Here is a 17126-nt window from a genome sequence, read left to right as displayed (position 1 = left end):
CTGGAAAAATAATGGGGATTATTCTTCTAAGTTAATGATTTCCAGCGGATTGAGCAAATATCCGGCACGTTTATTTCATTGATTTTAAATACTTTAACTATATAAACTCGCGAACAGTTTCAACTACTGATTCGCATTATTTAATGTTATTGAAATAATTTAGAAGAGGAGTTAGGTGTTCGAACGAGACCCCTCCGTCTCCGCAAAACATATAAAATCTCTGTAAGATAACAACTTACAGGGATTTTATCTATTCTCCCAGTGAAAAACGGAGGCCCACCCTGAGATTGATATTTACCGGCTTTTCCTTATAGATTGTTTCGACTTCACTTCTATTTCTGAAGTAATAGATCACCCCCGGCTCCGCATACAATCCTATTTTTGGAAAAAGATTATACTCTATGCCAACCAAGGTGTTGAGCGACCATTGCAACTGGTCTATGGATATATTATCTTTTCCGGTGGATTCAAGCTTGTCATTCACAATATAATCGGTGCTTAATTTGCCGGAGACGTTCTTTTCAGCCATTCCTCCTCCGGATACATAGACTGATACATCCCTGCCCTTCCAGAGATTATAGTGAATGTTCAGGGGGATACCGATATTGTGCAGGGTCTGTTCACTGATATAATAATGACTGCCACTGCCCGACCGGAGTTGCGAGGATAATAGGGTATATGTCAATCCGCTTGTAAGACTCCATTTTTCGTCTAATTTATATTTTATGGAAGCTCCCACCGTTACGGGCTGTTTATGTTTTGTCTCAGTATGGACCGTACTCTCTTTGTTTGCTGCAACAATACCTTCATGCGGATTTTTTACCAAAAGTGGTACCATATCGTCTTTTCCTACAGCAACTTCTTCGGATAAAAAACTTCTGTAACCGTTGTATGTCTTTGAAGAGCCCACTGAGGTATTTGATGCATAGAGACTTGTCTGCCACCGTACTGATTGGTTCCGCCGTGTAACTATCGGATAATGGGTGTTGGGTTCAGAAATAGGATAATCGTGATGATGGTCTCTTGACATAGTGTCCCTATCGGTCACTTTTCCCTCTCTATCGGATTCTTCTTCGGGACGTTCAAGTAAGTCTCCACTGTGAGGCTCGCCCTCTTCCCTCTCGATAAAGAGATTGTCCATTTCTCTGTCTGTAGATGCTGTAGAGACGGATGTAGTGGAAGTCACCATATTGTTATCAGGGAAGGATTCATGATTTCCTTTTTGCGTGAGAAGAATCTCCTCAATATCGTGATCTGGAGAGAGGTTATTCCCCGATTTGTGTTCCCCTTCCGGTCTCTGGGTAATTGCCGGAGAGTGCGGGGTGTGTTCTTTCAGGAAAAAATCGCCAACAAGAAGTAGTACCACCAGGATGGCGGCTACCGCACCGATCCTTTTGGTCCACAACAGCTTCTTTTTCTGTCCTGATGGGGATTGAGCAATCTGTCCCACCGTCCGGAAAGGGAGTTTTTTGGTTACGATCTGCTCAATATCCTCCCATAATCCATCCGGAGAAGGAGCGTCATGGGCTTCCATTCTTTTTCGCAGATTATCCGACCACTGACTATTCATGACTTCATTGTTTTAAAGATCTGTACTCATTAATCTGCTTTGCTAAAATACTTTTAGCCCTGTGCAACTGTGATGCCGAGGTATTTTCCGTAATATTCAATATCGATGCAATTTCTTTATGACTTTTCTCTTCGAATATATACAAGTTGAACACTGTTCTATATCCCACCGGAAGGGCACGGATCATCTCCAATATGGCGGATGTTGGAATCTGTTCAATGTCAGGTTCCTCTTCTTCACTAATATCCGGTAAATCCCCTATCGGGCTATCGATGATATTCAACCTCTCATTTTCTTTGAGAAACTTCAATGATTCATTCACTACGATACGACTGCTCCATGCTTTTAGAGATCCCACTCCTTTATATCTGAAATTGGCTATTGACTTGAATATTTTTATAAAACTTTCCTGTAAAATATCCTTTACATCGTCCCTGTTAGAGATATAGCGGGAGCATACTGTGGTGAGATACCCAGAGTAATTAGTATAGAATTCTTTCATGGCAATGATATCGCCAGATAAGATCTTTCTCAGTAGTTCTTGCTCCTTTTCTTTCTCGTTTAACATTGACATCAAAAAAACTTTCTATATCAGAGGTTGTACCATTTCACAAAGGTACAACCTCGTCATTATTCCGGTTGTAAAAAACTTTTTTATTTTACAGACACAGATATCCCGTTTTTGTCTATGTTGTTCATTATTTTACATTAATCTCACTTCTTTGGTAGGATACGGTTGACTGGACAGGTGATGTAGCACTGGAGTTATAATCAAATTCTGCTGATTTCTCTCCGCTGAATGATCTCCATTTCAGTTTCAACTTCACTGTTTTGCCATTCGTGTCGGGTAATTTGTCGAGCTTGAATGCTACCAGAGCATCTCCCATTCTTCCATACAGGTCGTCGGAAGCATTATGCCTGAATTCCAGTTCATATGGTTTCTCAGGATCGGAACTTTCTACAAGATTGACATAATGGATCTTATCCCGGTATCCTCCCCACATGGTTCTGAAGCGTAAGGTCAGGTAACCGTCCTCGACAAGTGTTACCCAGTCCCTGACGATTTCCACCGGATCATTCCCGTATGCAGCAATATTTCCGTCTCCCAGATTTGGGACCATCGGTTTTGTCCGGATGCTGTCAATCCAGTTTATATGTACGGCTTTGCTATAAATGCCACTGGGTTTATTGACCTCCTCGAAGTTCACCAATGCACGCACCTCTTTTGAATCGAATGGATGTTTTGCCAGGTTCACAGGCAGCAATGTTGTCTTATCATCCAATTGCAGATAAACGGCGTTGTCGTCGACTGGTTTGACTGTCACAAGGGCATTCGGCCAATAACTGTATTCACGGGAATCATCTTTTAAACATGACTGAAATAAAAGGAGGGAACAAAGCAGACCTCCTGCCAATAAAAGTGGTTTTTTAGTCTTCATAATTTTACTATTGATAAATTGTTATACATTTTATATTGCTCGCTTTCTATAGATAGTAAATCCTGAAAATATGGAAACCTTGCATCAGACCAATTTATTTAACAAAAAATCACCGATTTTATTTAGATGAGCGGCGAAATAGTCCATAGGGTTGTTTGATTTTTGACATTCAATCTTTTCCGAAAATTGGCTTTTCCTTTTTCGTAGCGGTTTTCTTCGGTAATGGTCGCCTGTTTTTCTAATAGCACTTTAATTCCCTTTCTATAAATACTTCAATTCAAACTTCTTGTTCGGGCCAGTTATCATCTTTGGCAATTTTAGTTTCAAGAATCAGCAATACTTTGACTGTTATCAGTGGAAAGTTGTTTAGTCATTATCCGTTCGTTTTGGATATTCATTGAAAAGATTAGTAAAATCAGCTCTTTTTCATGATAGAATAGACGTTTTCTATCTTAATTTGCAAAAATCTATCAAAAATATGTTGTATAACATGTTTTTCGTAGTATCTTTGCATCGATTTAAATGGCAAGCGAGTTATTTGAAATTATTTTTTAGGTTATCAATTATTTACTGAAAAAGGCTTTTCTTAAAACGGTTGCCGATAAATCATAACTTTTAATAAAGAAAATTATGACTATCAAAAGCCTAACCAAAGAAGAAATTCTGTCACAGATCAAGTATCTGGAGCAGAACATCTCAAACGGGTCTGCCATATACCGTGCAAACAGGGTAAACAGACTCAGAACTTTGAGAGCAAGCTTGCGTATGGCAAGCTAATGAAACGGACTGTTGTCTGAAGCTGAGTAATCCAAAAGGGATTATGAAAGCTTTGTTTTGAATACTTATTTCAACCAATATATATAAATGAAGGCTGTTAAATACAGCCTTTTTTTGTGCCTTTCCTGAAGGCCTGTGTCAGATGCAAAAATAATAGTTAACCTCGCTTGATCGTGTATTTTTTATTATCTTTGCCCTCGTTATCTAACAAAAAGTTCAAATTTATTGCAATTTATGAAAGATTTATTATCAGCAAGATTGACTGCCTTATCGCCTTCTGAAACGTTTGCGATGGCACAAAAAAGCAATGAACTGAAAGCGCAGGGCATTGATGTGATCAATATGAGTGTGGGCGAACCCGACTTTAATACTCCCAAGCATATAAAGGAAGCGGCCAAGAAAGCAATTGACGATAATTTTTCTTTTTATTCTCCCGTGCCGGGATTTCCCGATTTGAGGAAAGCGATTTGCGAGAAGTTGCAAGCTGAAAACGGACTGGAGTACACACCCGCTCAAATTGTGGTCTCCGGTGGTGCAAAACAGTCGTTGTGTAATGTTATTCTTTCCATTGTGGATAAGGATGAAGAGGTAATTATCCCGGCTCCTTACTGGGTCAGCTATCCTGAGATGGTTAAGCTGGCGGAAGGAACACCGGTGTTTGTCTACGCCGGGATCGAACAGAATTTCAAAATCACACCACAGCAACTGGAAGAGACGATTACACCCAAGACCAAAGCGTTGATCCTCTGTTCTCCGTCGAATCCCACCGGTAGTGTATATACTAAAGATGAATTGGTTGCCCTTGCCGCTGTCCTGGAAAAATATCCGCAAGTGTACGTGATCTCCGATGAGATCTATGAACATATCAACTATATCGGGCAACATGAGTCGATTGCTCAGTTCGGCACTATCCGCGACCGGATAGTGGTGATAAACGGAGTATCGAAAGGGTATGCCATGACTGGCTGGCGTATCGGTTGGATTGCAGCACCGCAATGGATTGCATCGGCTTGTAACATGCTGCAGGGACAGTACACTTCCGGTCCCTCTTCCATCTCTCAAAAAGCAGCTTTGGCTGCCTATACCGGAGATCAATCCTGTGTAGCTGAGATGCGGATAGCTTTTGAAAGGAGAAAGAATCTTATCGTAGAACTACTGGGACAGATTCCGGGACTGAGGGTGAACAACCCGATGGGTGCTTTCTATATCTTCCCCGATTGCTCAAGTTACTTTGGACGGTCATATAATGGAAAAGCGATACAGACGGCTACTGATTTAGCCATGTATATATTGGAAGAGGCTCATGTAGCCTGTGTGGGAGGAGATGCTTTCGGTGCACCCGGATGCATCCGTTTGTCGTACGCTACTTCCGACGAGAATATTGCCGAAGCAGCTACCCGTATCAAAAAAGGACTGGAAAAATTATCATAAGGTTGCTTTCGTAGTAAAGCATACGATTTACGAGAGGTAAACATAAAATAACCCGGTTTGATTGTGAAATCAGCCGGGCTTTTTTATGTTGGGGAATTTGTCGGCTCTGTTACATCTTCGCCTGAATTACTACAGGAAAATGATCGGAAGGGAATTTACCATATGGCATCTCGTTGAGTACTCCATATTTCTTTACCGTGATATCCTTGGTAACCCAGATATAGTCGATCCTGCTCTTCATTGCGGAATTCAGCCTGTATGCATTGAAAGTGCCTTCTGTTCCGTAAGGAGGCTCTTGTGTTACAAGATAGGAGTCATTGAGTTTGCCTGAGTTGTAGATGGTTTGAATGGGTTCATCATCGGGAGTCGCATTAAAGTCACCCGTGGCAAATACCGGATTGTTCCCCGCGATCTGTTCAATCTTCTTCATCAGTAGTAATGAGGAATTTTTGCGTGCTATTTTTCCTTCGTGATCATAATGGGAGTTGAATACGAAGAACTTTTTGCCCGACACTTTATCCTTGAATTTTGCCCATGAACAAATACGGTTGCAGCAGGTGGCATCCCATCCTTTTCCGGGTACGTCCGGCGTTTCAGAGTACCAGAAGTCTCCATTATCTAATAGTTCGAGACGATCTCTCCTGTAGATGATGGCCGAATGTTCTCCCGCATCTTTCCCATCGTCGCGTCCACCGCCCACGTAGGCATACTCTTTGAGTTCAAGTATACCATCCAACTGATGCTTAAATCCTTCCTGGGTGCCGATGATATCCAGGTCGTGGAATCTGATCAGACTCTTTACCATCTCTTTCCTGTTGGCCCAGACGTTTTCCCCATCGTGGGGAGTGTCCATTCTCAGATTGAATGAGGCTACCCTCAGATTGCACTCTTTTTTGCGATTAATTTCGGCACTCGCTGTAATCATTGTCATAAGGGATAACCCCAGAATTAATAATTTCTTCATAACTTTTTTTTTAGAACCAAGACTTATAGAACCAAGACTTATAGAACCAAGACTTATAGAACCAAGACTTATAGAACCAAGACTGTTAGAACCAAGACTTATAGATTATTAGAGCCAAGACATTTAGATTGTTAGAACCATGGCACCTATCCACCTAACCACCTGTCCACTACTTGACTACATGCCTGTTCACTGTTTTACCCGACATATCTTTCTGTAATATCTCTATTTGGGAATTTACGGATATTTCAAGATAGGTTTCATCATCATTGATCAGGACCGGGAAATGGATGTTCTGATCATCTCCTTTATCAATATATTTATAGTTGTGGGTATGCCCTGACAGCATTATGTCGATATTGGCCTTATTCAACAAAGGTAGGAATTTTCGGGCGACATCCTGTGTGCCGTGCCAAGTCGTTCCTGAAGGCGGAATATGCATGATAGCGATCCTAAAGGGGGCCGATTGAAATTCGGGTGTAGCAATCACCGTTTCAATCCACTCCTTTTGTTCATCCCGGTAGTTGTCGAATTGAGACAATTCCGAATATTCAATGTCGGAATCGGGTTTATCCTCTCCGCTATCGAGTACCAGAAAGAATACAGGGCCGTGGCGAAATGCAAAATAAAAATGTCCGTTGCTACCGGGGAAATAATCGTACAGCCTGGTATTTGCCCTTCCACGGGTTTCATGATTTCCCCGGGTGTAAAAAATCGGGATCTCTTTGGCGAACAGTTCTACTGCAGTATCCATAAAACCGGTGAAAATCTCTTTTTCATCGTTAAGGGTTGAGATCATATCGCCGTTAAAGATAACCAGATCGGTATTCTCTTTTTTTACATCTTTCAGCATGGCCAGTAAATTATCGGCTTTGCCATGGATATCGTTGACTACCCGGAAAGAGAATGCTTTTTTATTCTTATCCAGCGTGGTGAAAGAAAAAGGTTTTCTGCTATATACGTTAGATGAGGCGATGGTGCCGTATAGTACCTGGTGTCCCGCGTAACCGGTCACCTCTTTCGAAAAGATACGGTAACGGTACTCCGTTCCTGGTGAAAGACCCTTCACTGTAATGCGGTGTAGTTTGCCTATTACCCGGCTGCCATGAGACGTGTTGTAATACCGGGGTCTTTCTGTAGCATAAAAACTGTCATTTCCGGCAGGAGCCAGTTCGAGCCAGGATATAGCATCATTGTTGGTGGTCCAGATAATAGTTGCTTCATTCTCTCCTATCCGTTGTAAGTATGGGCCGTTTGTTATCTGTATTCCCTGAGAGAAAAGGAAAATCGGTAAACAAAAGAAAATTAATAACCAGTTTGTTCTCATATCATAATATATTTTATGGTAATCCCGACTCACGATTTTTAAACTCATGATATTTTTGCCGGGGAAGGGATAAGATTACTTTTTGAAAGAGAGATTCACTTTTACTGGAAAGTGGTCCGACGGCATGCGTGCCATGTATCCCTTCAGGCTTACCTCTTTCGGGAAATCTCCTTTCCTTATAATGCTATCGTTGACTTGCGAACGGTAGGTATCGGTGAGGATACCATATTTCTCTACGGTGAAAGAGGGAGAGACAAATATATGATCGATACGACTGTCCGTTTTCAGGTCGGGATCGAAAGCGCTGAAAGTACCGTTGAGTGCGAAGCGGAATTGAGCAGTTTCATATGAATCTTTCAGGATGCCTGAATTGGCGAGGATATGGTAGTTGTTATTTGTTTGATCTACATTGAAATCCCCTGAAAGAATGACAGGGGCATTGCCGCATATCTCTTTGATCTTGTTCAGTACGAGTTTGGAACTCTCGTCACGGGCAACTACCCCTACGTGATCGAGGTGTAGATTGAAGAAATAAAACCGGAGTTTACTCTTTTTGTCTTTAAACTCGCCCCAGGTGCAGATTCGGGGAAGTGCCGCATCCCACCCTTTGTTGGGATAATCGGTATTTTCAGAGAGCCAGAAATTGCCTGAGTGCAGCAATTCGAAACGCTCGCTCTTGTAAAATATAGGGGCATATTCACCTTTTGTCTCCCCGTCGTCGCGTCCCACGCCGATATATTTATATCCCGGCAGATTGTCGAGCATATCGTGCAGCATGTGATCCAATACCTCTTGGGCACCAAATATTTCAATATCATTATAAAGAATGATTTGGGTGATGACAGGGAAACGGTTTTTCCAGCCATTACCTTTTTCAACGTCGCCTTTGTTGTCATAGCGCACATTATATGAAGCCACGGTCATTTGGTGTATGGAAGAGCATCCGGATGATGCAACCAGAAATATTATGGCCAGGAAGATAACAATTTTCTTATTCATGTTGTATTGTCTTATGTATGTAGTCGCATGAAACGGCTGGTAATACAGGGTGAATATCAGGGGCAAAATTATAATATTGTTCTTTCAAACGCAAATAAAACCGTTATATTTATAGAATAAAGAGAGGAGTGATTTCGGTTGCCATTTCTCATTTTATTGTTACCTTTGCACCTTAATTTTTGTGTGGTATAAATTTCATTGACAATGAATAAGAAATTTCCGGAATATAGCCATTTAGACCTCTCGGAAATAAATAGGGAGATGTTGAAAACCTGGGATGAGAAAGAGATTTTCAGGAAAAGTCTGGAAACACGGGAGGGACATACGCCTTTCGTGTTTTATGAAGGACCACCGTCGGCTAATGGGATGCCGGGCATCCATCATGTGATTGCACGTTCCATTAAAGATATTTTCTGTCGTTACAAAACGATGAAAGGTTTTCTGGTAAACCGTAAGGCCGGATGGGATACGCACGGATTACCCGTGGAACTGGGTGTGGAAAAATCACTTGGAATCACCAAGGAGGATATCGGGAAAAAAATATCGGTCGAAGAGTATAATTCAGCATGCCGTACCGAGGTAATGAAATATACCCGGGAATGGGAGGAACTCACCCGCAAAATGGGATACTGGGTAGATATGGGTGATCCTTACATTACCTATGACAATCGTTATATTGAAACGCTATGGTATCTGCTGAAGGATTTATATCAAAAAGGATATCTCTATAAGGGGTACACTATACAACCCTACTCGCCTGCTGCCGGTACCGGCCTGAGTACGCATGAGCTGAACCAGCCGGGATGTTACCGCGATGTGAAGGATACTACTTGTACAGCCCAATTCCCAATCAGGAACCCGTTGTCTGAGTGGAGTGAGTTCGGGGAGCCCTTCTTCCTGGCATGGACTACCACGCCATGGACGCTGCCTTCCAATGTGTTATTAGCCGTGGGACCTAAAATCGACTATGTAGCGGTACAGACCTATAACCCCTACAGCAGCCAGCCGATGACTGCTGTACTGGCTAAGAATTTGGTGAACAACTACTTCCCCGCGAAGAATGCGGAACTGTCACTCGATGATTATAAACCTGGCGATAAAAATATCCCATTCCGTGTACTCGATAAGGATTGGAAAGGTGCCGAATTGGAAGGTATTGCATACGAGCAGCTTATCCCCTGGGTGAAGGTGTCGGATAACGGTCTGAAAGTGGTGACGGGTGATTTCGTAACCACCGATGATGGAACCGGTATCGTGCATATAGCACCTACGTTTGGTGCCGATGATGCGAAAGTGGGCAAAGAGTACGATGTTCCTGGTCTGACCCTTACTGATAAAGAAGGGAATCAGCGTCCTATGGTCGACCTCACCGGAAAGTACTTCCGTCTGGAAGATCTTGATCCCGAATTTGTAGAAAACAATGTAAATACTGATCTCTATGGTGAGTATGCCGGCAGGTATGTGAAAAATGCGTACGACGACTCGCTCACCGACGACGATGCCACGCTCGACGTAGATCTCTCGGTCATGCTCAAGCAACAAAACCGTGCATTCCGTATAGAAAAGCAGGTGCACAATTACCCGCACTGCTGGCGTACCGATAAACCGGTATTATACTATCCGCTGGATAGCTGGTTTATCCGCACCACGGCATGTCGAGATAAGATGATAGCACTCAATAACACCATCAACTGGAAACCGCAATCTACCGGTACCGGCCGTTTCGGTAAATGGCTTGAAAACCTGCAGGACTGGAACCTGAGCCGTAGCCGCTATTGGGGTACACCCCTTCCGGTGTGGCGTACAGAGGATGGAAAAGAAGAAAAATGTATCGGTTCGGTGAAAGAACTCTTTGCCGAGATCCGGAAAGCGATAGAAGCGGGTGTGATGAAAGAGCTCCCATGGCAAGGAATGGAGTTGAGCGTAAATCAGGAGCCGGACTATGATAAGATAGACCTGCACCGTCCTTATGTAGATGATATCGTGCTGCTATCCGATAGCGGTAAGCCGATGAAACGGGAGACAGACCTGATCGATGTCTGGTTTGACAGTGGCGCAATGCCTTTTGCTCAGGTATTTTATCCTCATATAGGGGAAGAAGAGTTTCAGAAAATATTTCCGGCAGATTTTATCGCCGAAGGAGTCGACCAGACACGTGGATGGTTCTATACCCTGCACGCCATCGCCTCGATGGTAAAGGGAAGTGTCGCCTTTAAGAACGTGGTATCCAACGGACTCGTGTTGGATAAAAACGGTAATAAGATGTCGAAACGGTTGGGCAACGCGGTGGATCCCTTCGAAACCATCGACAAACATGGGTCCGACCCGCTTCGCTGGTATATGATTACCAATGCTGCACCGTGGGAGAATCTGAAATTCGACATCGAAGGAGTGGAGGAAGCACGCCGTAAATTTTTCGGTACACTCTATAACACCTATTCTTTTTTTGTGTTGTATGCCAACGTGGATGATTTCCGCGATCAACATACGCAGATGGCTCTCGAAGGGCGGCCCGAAATCGACCGATGGATACTCTCCATGCTCAATTCGTTGATAAAAGAGGTGGACCAAAGCTACGAGGCATACGAACCAACCAAAGCGGGACGTGCTATCGCTGATTTCGTGAATGATCATCTTAGCAACTGGTATGTACGTCTCAATCGTAAACGTTTCTGGGGCGGAGAGATGACTAACGATAAGTTGTCTGCCTATCAGACGCTGTATCAATGCCTGGTGACCGTGGCAAAGCTCATGGCACCCATTGCCCCCTTTTATGCCGACCGGCTTTATCTTGACCTGACCTCGGCAACCGGCAGCGAACAGTTTGAATCGGTGCACCTGGCCGAATTTCCCCAATGGGATGATTTGATGATCGATAAACCTCTCGAGGAGCAGATGTATCTGGCTCAGACAGCTTCATCCATCGTATTGTCATTACGCCGTAAGGTAAATATTAAGGTACGCCAGCCGTTATCCAAGGTTATGATCCCTGTAGTGGATGACCAGCAGAAGAAAAATATCCAGGCTGTTGAGTCGCTGATACTCAACGAAGTGAATGTGAAGGAACTGCAATTTGTCGATACGGACAGTGATATATTGGTGAAACGGGTAAAACCTGACTTTAAGAAACTGGGACCGCGCTATGGAAAGATAATGAAACAGCTTGCACCAAGGATTCAGGGAATGACACCGGCAGAGATCCAGGAACTGGAAAAGAATGCCCGGTTCAGTGTAACTGTGGAGGGGCAGGAGGCTGTGATAACGCTCGATGATGTGGAGATCATCTCCGAAGATATTCCGGGATGGTTGGTAGCCAATGAGGGGCGGTTGACAGTAGCGTTGGATATCACCCTCACTGATGAACTCAAGGAAGAGGGGATTGCCCGCGAGTTGGTAAACCGGATACAGAATTTGCGTAAGGCGAAAGATTTCGAGATCACCGATCGCATCACTGTCAGGATTTCGGCTCATGCTGCTTTTGATGAAGCCTTCATCCATAATGCCGGTTATATCAGGAATCAGGTGCTGGCCGATGAGATCGTTATTGTGAATGAACGGCTTGAAGATGAAATTGAGATCGATGATGAGCCGCTCACCATCAGCATAATGAAGAACAGTTGAGAATTATATGATTTATGCGTATATTTGCAAAATAAACAACGATATATATTATGAGCGAAAAGACGAGATATTCAGACGAGGAATTGGAAGAATTCCGTGCTATTATCAATGAAAAATTGCAGATAGCCAAACAGGAGTATGAAAATTATCGTGCTGCTGTCACTAATGCCGACGGGAACGATACGGTAGATACCTCTCCTACCTATAAAGTGTTGGAGGAAGGTGCATCCACTCTCTCCAAGGAGGAGGCGGGAAGGCTGGCCCAGCGTCAGATGAAATTTATCCAGAATCTGCAGGCTGCATTGATACGTATTGAGAACGGAACCTATGGTGTATGCCGCGAAACTGGTAAATTGATTCCGAAAGAACGTCTTCGTGCGGTACCACATGCCACATTGAGCATCGAGGCGAAGTCGCAAAAGAAAAAATAATTACTTCCCGATGAAGAAGTGGCTGGTATTTGTGAGAGTTAAAGGGAGGGGCGATACTCCTCTCAGGCTTTCTATGCCTGTAATAAAAGAAAATCTATGAAGAATAGTACACGAAATAGATGGATTGCTATTGCCGTTGTAGTAGCAGTGCTCCTGGTCGATCAACTCTCCAAGATATGGGTAAAAACGCATATGGAATTGAGGGAGTCCATTTATATTTTCGATTGGTTCCAGATCCATTTTGTGGAAAATCCCGGGATGGCATTCGGTATTGAAGCGGGAGGGAAATTATTTCTCTCGCTCTTCCGTATTATCGCAGTTATTTTTATAATCATTTATCTGTCGATGTTGATAAAGCGGAATTACAAGACCGGATTTATTGCCTGCTGGGCGCTGATCCTGGCGGGTGCTTCAGGAAATATTTTAGATAGTATTTTCTATGGTGTTATTTTTGAACCAAGCTACCAGGGGCATGTGGCCTCTTTTGTGCCTTGGGGTGAAGGATATGCTTCCCTGCTTCATGGGAGAGTAGTAGATATGCTCTACTTCCCGCTGATAAGTGGCGTATACCCCGATTGGGTGCCCTTTCTGGGAGGAGAGGAATTTCTTTTCTTCCGGTTTATCTTCAATGTTGCCGACTCGGCTATTACCGTAGGAGTTATCCTTATCCTGATTTTTTATAGAGGGGCATTCTCCTATTCATTGCTCTCGAAGAGTGAGCGTGAAAAACTGGATAGATTAAAACAAGAACAGCAAGTCGGAGGTGAAGAATTATAAAAGCGTTTCATATTTGTTCCTGCTCATTCTGATAGGCGGACTGGCCTACTCCTGCCAGAATCGTCCCAAGGAGGTATTGGGCAGGAAGCAGATGGAGCGGCTGATGTATGATGTGTATATCGCTGAAGCAACCATGGAAAACGATTACGCCAATTTTAATACCCCGGAAAAGAAAGAGGCATATATTCATAAAATATTCAAAGAACATAAAATTAGTCCGGCTCAATGGGACAGTTCGCTGGCGTGGTACTCCGACAGAATCAATATTTATCTGAAGATGAACGATTCGGTGAAAGTACGGTTGCAGCGGACCCGTCAGGAGGTTGAAGCCCTGGTGGCACAAAATCAAGCAAATCAGACAAATCAGTCCTTGTTGCAGGATTCTTATATTCCTCCTTTTTATGCGTTCTCTATGCCAAATACGATAAGGGGATTCCGCTTCCGATTGGATTCTCCCGATATCTCTTCCAAAATTGAAGGAGATGATTTTGCTTTTACATTCAGTGTAATAGGTATTCCTCCCCGCTTCTCTTCATCTTTTACATCATTATTAACATTAATATATGCCGATACCACCATTTATAGGTATGAGCAAATAAAAGAAAATAAAACATACGAACTCACCGGATCGAAATATATTACTGGCGATACACTTAACACAATCACGGGTTTTGTGCATTTGCATGATTCGACCGGTGTGATACCTCATATTCAGCTATACAATATATCGTTGCATGCCCGGACTCTCTTTTTAGAAACAGACACTTTAAAGATGGTACCGGATAGTATTGAGGGAGAGCCATTAGATAGTGATACCTTGAAGCTTACCAAATTGGTTGAGGCAAAACCTTTAAAGCCCGATTCCATACTACAGGGCAAGAAGGATTCCATAAGGCAGGTGGAATGAAAAAAACTTCATAGAGAAAAGTAATCTGTCATAATGACTTATATTTTAGATAAATTGTTATATTTGCAGAAATTTCATATTTAACTTATAGTAACTTAACATCAAATGGAAAAAAAGAGAGTTTATACCTTTGGGAATGGTGCTGCTGAAGGGCGGGCAGATATGAAGAATCTGCTTGGTGGAAAAGGTGCTAACCTTGCCGAAATGAATTTAATAGGTGTCCCCGTTCCTCCGGGTTTTACCATTACCACTGAAGTCTGTACGGAATATAACGAATTGGGTAGAGATTACGTGGTGAATCTTCTCAAAGGAGAAGTTGAGCAAGCCGTGTTACAAATTGAAGGATTAACGGGAACTAAATTCGGTGACAAGGAAAATCCCTGCTTGGTATCTGTCCGTTCAGGTTCGCGGGTATCTATGCCGGGAATGATGGACACTGTCTTGAATCTTGGTCTGAATGATGATGCCGTGGAGGGGATTGCTAAAAAATCGGGTAATGAACGTTTTGCATGGGATTCCTATCGCCGTTTTGTGCAGATGTATGGGGATGTAGTATTGGGGATGAAGCCACAAAGTAAGGAAGATATCGATCCTTTCGAGGAGATCATGGATCAGGTGAAGGAAGCGAAGGGAATTGAGCTGGATACCGATCTTAGTACCGACGACCTGAAAGAACTTGTCAAAAGATTCAAGGCGTCTGTAAAAGAAAATACCGGCAATGATTTTCCGGTAGATCCCTGGGATCAATTGTGGGGTGCCGTGTGTGCCGTATTCGACAGTTGGATGAATGAACGTGCGATCCTCTATCGTAAAATGAATAATATACCCGAAGAGTGGGGTACTGCTGTCAACGTGCAGGCTATGGTGTACGGGAACATGGGTAAGACTTCCGGTACGGGAGTTGCTTTCACCCGTGATGCTGCTACAGGAGAAGATATTTTCAACGGTGAATACCTGATCGATGCGCAGGGAGAAGATGTGGTTGCAGGGGTACGTACTCCGCAGCAGATTACTATCGAGGGATCACGTCGTTGGGCGAAGCTTCAGGGTATCTCCGAAGATGAACGTGCTGCAAAATATCCTTCACTCGAAGAGGCTCTGCCCGAGTGTGCAAAAGAACTGATTGAAGTGCAGCAGAAACTGGAGGATTATTTCAAGGATATGCAAGACCTTGAGTTCACCATTCAGGACGGTAAGCTCTGGTTGTTGCAGACCCGTAGTGGAAAACGTACCGGTGCGGCAATGGTGAAGATTGCTATCGATATGCTCCATCAGGGATATATTGATGAAAAAACCGCCCTGAAAAGGTGCGATGCAGAGAAGTTGGATGAACTGCTCCATCCGGTTTTCGACAAGAAACTGCTTGCACAGGCAAAACCGTTGACCAATGGTTTGCCGGCTTCTCCGGGAGCGGCTACCGGTCAAGTTGTGTTCCATGCCGATGAGGCTGAAGAGTGGAGCAAGGAAGGAAAACAGGTGATCCTTTGCCGTATTGAGACATCACCCGAAGATTTACGCGGTATGGCTACCGCTCAGGGAATCCTGACGGCCCGTGGAGGGATGACTTCCCACGCAGCCGTAGTGGCAAGAGGGATGGGTAAATGTTGCGTGTCCGCCGCCAACAACGTAGTGATCAGCTATAAAGAACGTACCATGACCATCAACGGCAAGGAACTGAAAGAGGGAGACTGGATTTCTCTGGATGGCTCTACCGGACTTGTCTATGAAGGCAGAATACAAACCCAGGATGCAGAATTGGATGCCGATTTCAACGAATTGATGGAAATCGCTGATAAGTATGCGCGCCTGGATGTGAGAACCAATGCCGATACTCCGCGTGACGCCCAGGTAGCTCGTGATTTCGGTGCGAGAGGTATCGGTCTGTGCCGTACTGAACATATGTTCTTCGAAGAAGACAAGATCATTCCCATGCGTGAGATGATTCTCGCTAAGGATGAAGATGGACGCCGCAAAGCATTGGAGAAATTACTCCCTTTGCAAAAGAGGGATTTTGCCGGAATTTTCAGGGCGATGGACGGCTTGCCCGTTACCGTTCGTCTACTCGATCCGCCGTTGCACGAGTTTGTACCGCATGATGAAAAAGGACAGATGGAGATGGCCAGGGTGATGGGTATATCCTACAAAGATATTCACGAGAGAGTGGAAGGATTGCTGGAATCGAATCCGATGCTCGGTTTACGTGGTTGCCGCCTCGGAAACCTCTATCCAGAAATCACCGAGATGCAGGCGCGTGCTATCATCGAGACTGCCCTTGAGCTGAAAAGGGAGGGCGTGAAAGCTTGTCCTGAAATCATGGTTCCTCTCACTGGTATCGTTTATGAGTTTAAAGCTCAGAAAGATATCATCGAAGATACTATTCAAAAAGTGTTTGCAGAGCAGAACGACTCCGTGGAATACAAGATCGGTACGATGATTGAAATCCCGCGTGCAGCACTTACTGCTCACCGGATTGCCACCGAAGCCGATTTCTTCTCTTTCGGAACGAATGACCTTACCCAGATGACATTCGGTTATAGCCGCGACGACGTGGCCAAGTTCTTGCCGATGTATATTGATAAGGGAATCCTGAAACATGATCCATTTGCCGTGCTCGACCAGAATGGGGTAGGGCAGCTTGTCAGCATGGCAGTACAGAGAGGACGTGAAGTCAAGTCTACGCTCAAATGTGGTATCTGTGGAGAGCATGGTGGTGAACCATCGTCGGTTAAATTCTGTCACAGGGTAGGTCTTAACTATGTTTCCTGTTCTCCGTTCCGCGTGCCTATCGCGCGTCTCGCGGCAGCCCAGGCAGCCATTGAAGGGTAATAACGGAAAGGATTATATTTTTGCAGAGACGCCGTTCACGGCGTCTCTGTTTGTTTT

General features: G+C 43.9%; 13 protein-coding genes. 7 read left to right on the top strand and 6 right to left on the bottom strand.

What is annotated here, in order from left to right:
* Positions 1–250: 250 nt before the first annotated feature.
* The 3 genes from VB073_RS15230 to VB073_RS15220 all read right to left on the bottom strand — a co-directional run bounded on the left by VB073_RS15230 (position 251) and on the right by VB073_RS15220 (position 3009).
* Positions 251–1570 carry an outer membrane beta-barrel protein gene (locus VB073_RS15230; RefSeq protein WP_323405045.1) on the bottom strand — a complete coding sequence of 440 codons (1320 nt, stop codon included), beginning with the start codon at positions 1568–1570 and terminating at the stop codon, positions 251–253.
* Between the two features lie 4 nt (positions 1571–1574).
* Positions 1575–2138, bottom strand: coding sequence for an RNA polymerase sigma factor (locus VB073_RS15225; protein WP_323405044.1), 564 nt, complete (start codon positions 2136–2138; stop codon positions 1575–1577).
* Between the two features lie 130 nt (positions 2139–2268).
* Positions 2269–3009: a hypothetical protein gene (locus VB073_RS15220; protein ID WP_323405043.1), complete on the bottom strand. Its 741-nt coding sequence runs from the start codon at positions 3007–3009 to the stop codon at positions 2269–2271.
* 630 nt (positions 3010–3639) lie between these two features.
* On the opposite strand from VB073_RS15220, the gene VB073_RS15215 reads away from it, so the two are divergent.
* Complete coding sequence (locus VB073_RS15215) at positions 3640–3786, top strand: hypothetical protein (protein ID WP_323405042.1); 147 nt, start codon at positions 3640–3642, stop codon at positions 3784–3786.
* A 234-nt stretch (positions 3787–4020) separates the two neighbouring features.
* Positions 4021–5217 (top strand): pyridoxal phosphate-dependent aminotransferase, encoded by a 1197-nt coding sequence (locus VB073_RS15210; protein WP_323405041.1) that lies wholly within the window; start codon positions 4021–4023, stop codon positions 5215–5217.
* Positions 5218–5326: 109 nt separating this feature from the next.
* On the opposite strand, the gene VB073_RS15205 is transcribed toward VB073_RS15210, so the two are convergent.
* From VB073_RS15205 to VB073_RS15195, 3 genes are all read right to left on the bottom strand, one after another.
* On the bottom strand, positions 5327–6181 hold the full coding sequence (locus VB073_RS15205) for an endonuclease/exonuclease/phosphatase family protein (RefSeq protein WP_323405040.1): 855 nt from the start codon (positions 6179–6181) through the stop codon (positions 5327–5329).
* Positions 6182–6350: 169 nt separating this feature from the next.
* Positions 6351–7508: an FN3 domain-containing metallophosphoesterase family protein gene (locus tag VB073_RS15200; RefSeq protein WP_323405039.1), complete on the bottom strand. Its 1158-nt coding sequence runs from the start codon at positions 7506–7508 to the stop codon at positions 6351–6353.
* Positions 7509–7583: 75 nt separating this feature from the next.
* A complete protein-coding gene (locus VB073_RS15195; protein ID WP_416349561.1) occupies positions 7584–8507 on the bottom strand; it encodes an endonuclease/exonuclease/phosphatase family protein in 924 nt (307 codons plus the stop codon).
* Between the two features lie 204 nt (positions 8508–8711).
* Between VB073_RS15195 and ileS the strand changes: the two genes are divergently transcribed.
* The 5 genes from ileS (at position 8712) to ppdK (ending at position 17069) form a co-directional block, all read left to right on the top strand.
* Positions 8712–12128: an isoleucine--tRNA ligase gene (ileS, locus tag VB073_RS15190; protein ID WP_323405038.1), complete on the top strand. Its 3417-nt coding sequence runs from the start codon at positions 8712–8714 to the stop codon at positions 12126–12128.
* A 50-nt stretch (positions 12129–12178) separates the two neighbouring features.
* Positions 12179–12559, top strand: a complete 381-nt coding sequence (locus VB073_RS15185; RefSeq protein ID WP_323405037.1) for a TraR/DksA family transcriptional regulator — start codon at positions 12179–12181, stop codon at positions 12557–12559.
* A gap of 96 nt (positions 12560–12655) precedes the next feature.
* Entirely contained in the window at positions 12656–13336 is a 681-nt protein-coding gene (locus VB073_RS15180) for a lipoprotein signal peptidase (RefSeq protein WP_323405036.1), read from the top strand.
* Positions 13323–14243: a DUF4296 domain-containing protein gene (locus VB073_RS15175; RefSeq protein ID WP_323405035.1), complete on the top strand. Its 921-nt coding sequence runs from the start codon at positions 13323–13325 to the stop codon at positions 14241–14243. The genes VB073_RS15180 and VB073_RS15175 overlap by 14 nt, the downstream gene beginning before the upstream one ends.
* Before the next feature lie 105 nt (positions 14244–14348).
* Positions 14349–17069, top strand: coding sequence for a pyruvate, phosphate dikinase (ppdK, locus tag VB073_RS15170; RefSeq protein WP_323405034.1), 2721 nt, complete (start codon positions 14349–14351; stop codon positions 17067–17069).
* Positions 17070–17126 lie beyond the last annotated feature (57 nt).

Source organism: Proteiniphilum sp. (assembly GCF_034927365.1).
Taxonomy (GTDB): domain Bacteria; phylum Bacteroidota; class Bacteroidia; order Bacteroidales; family Dysgonomonadaceae; genus Proteiniphilum.
The sequence above is the reverse complement of the archived record's forward strand: the minus strand, read 5'-3'. Positions and strand labels throughout refer to the sequence as shown.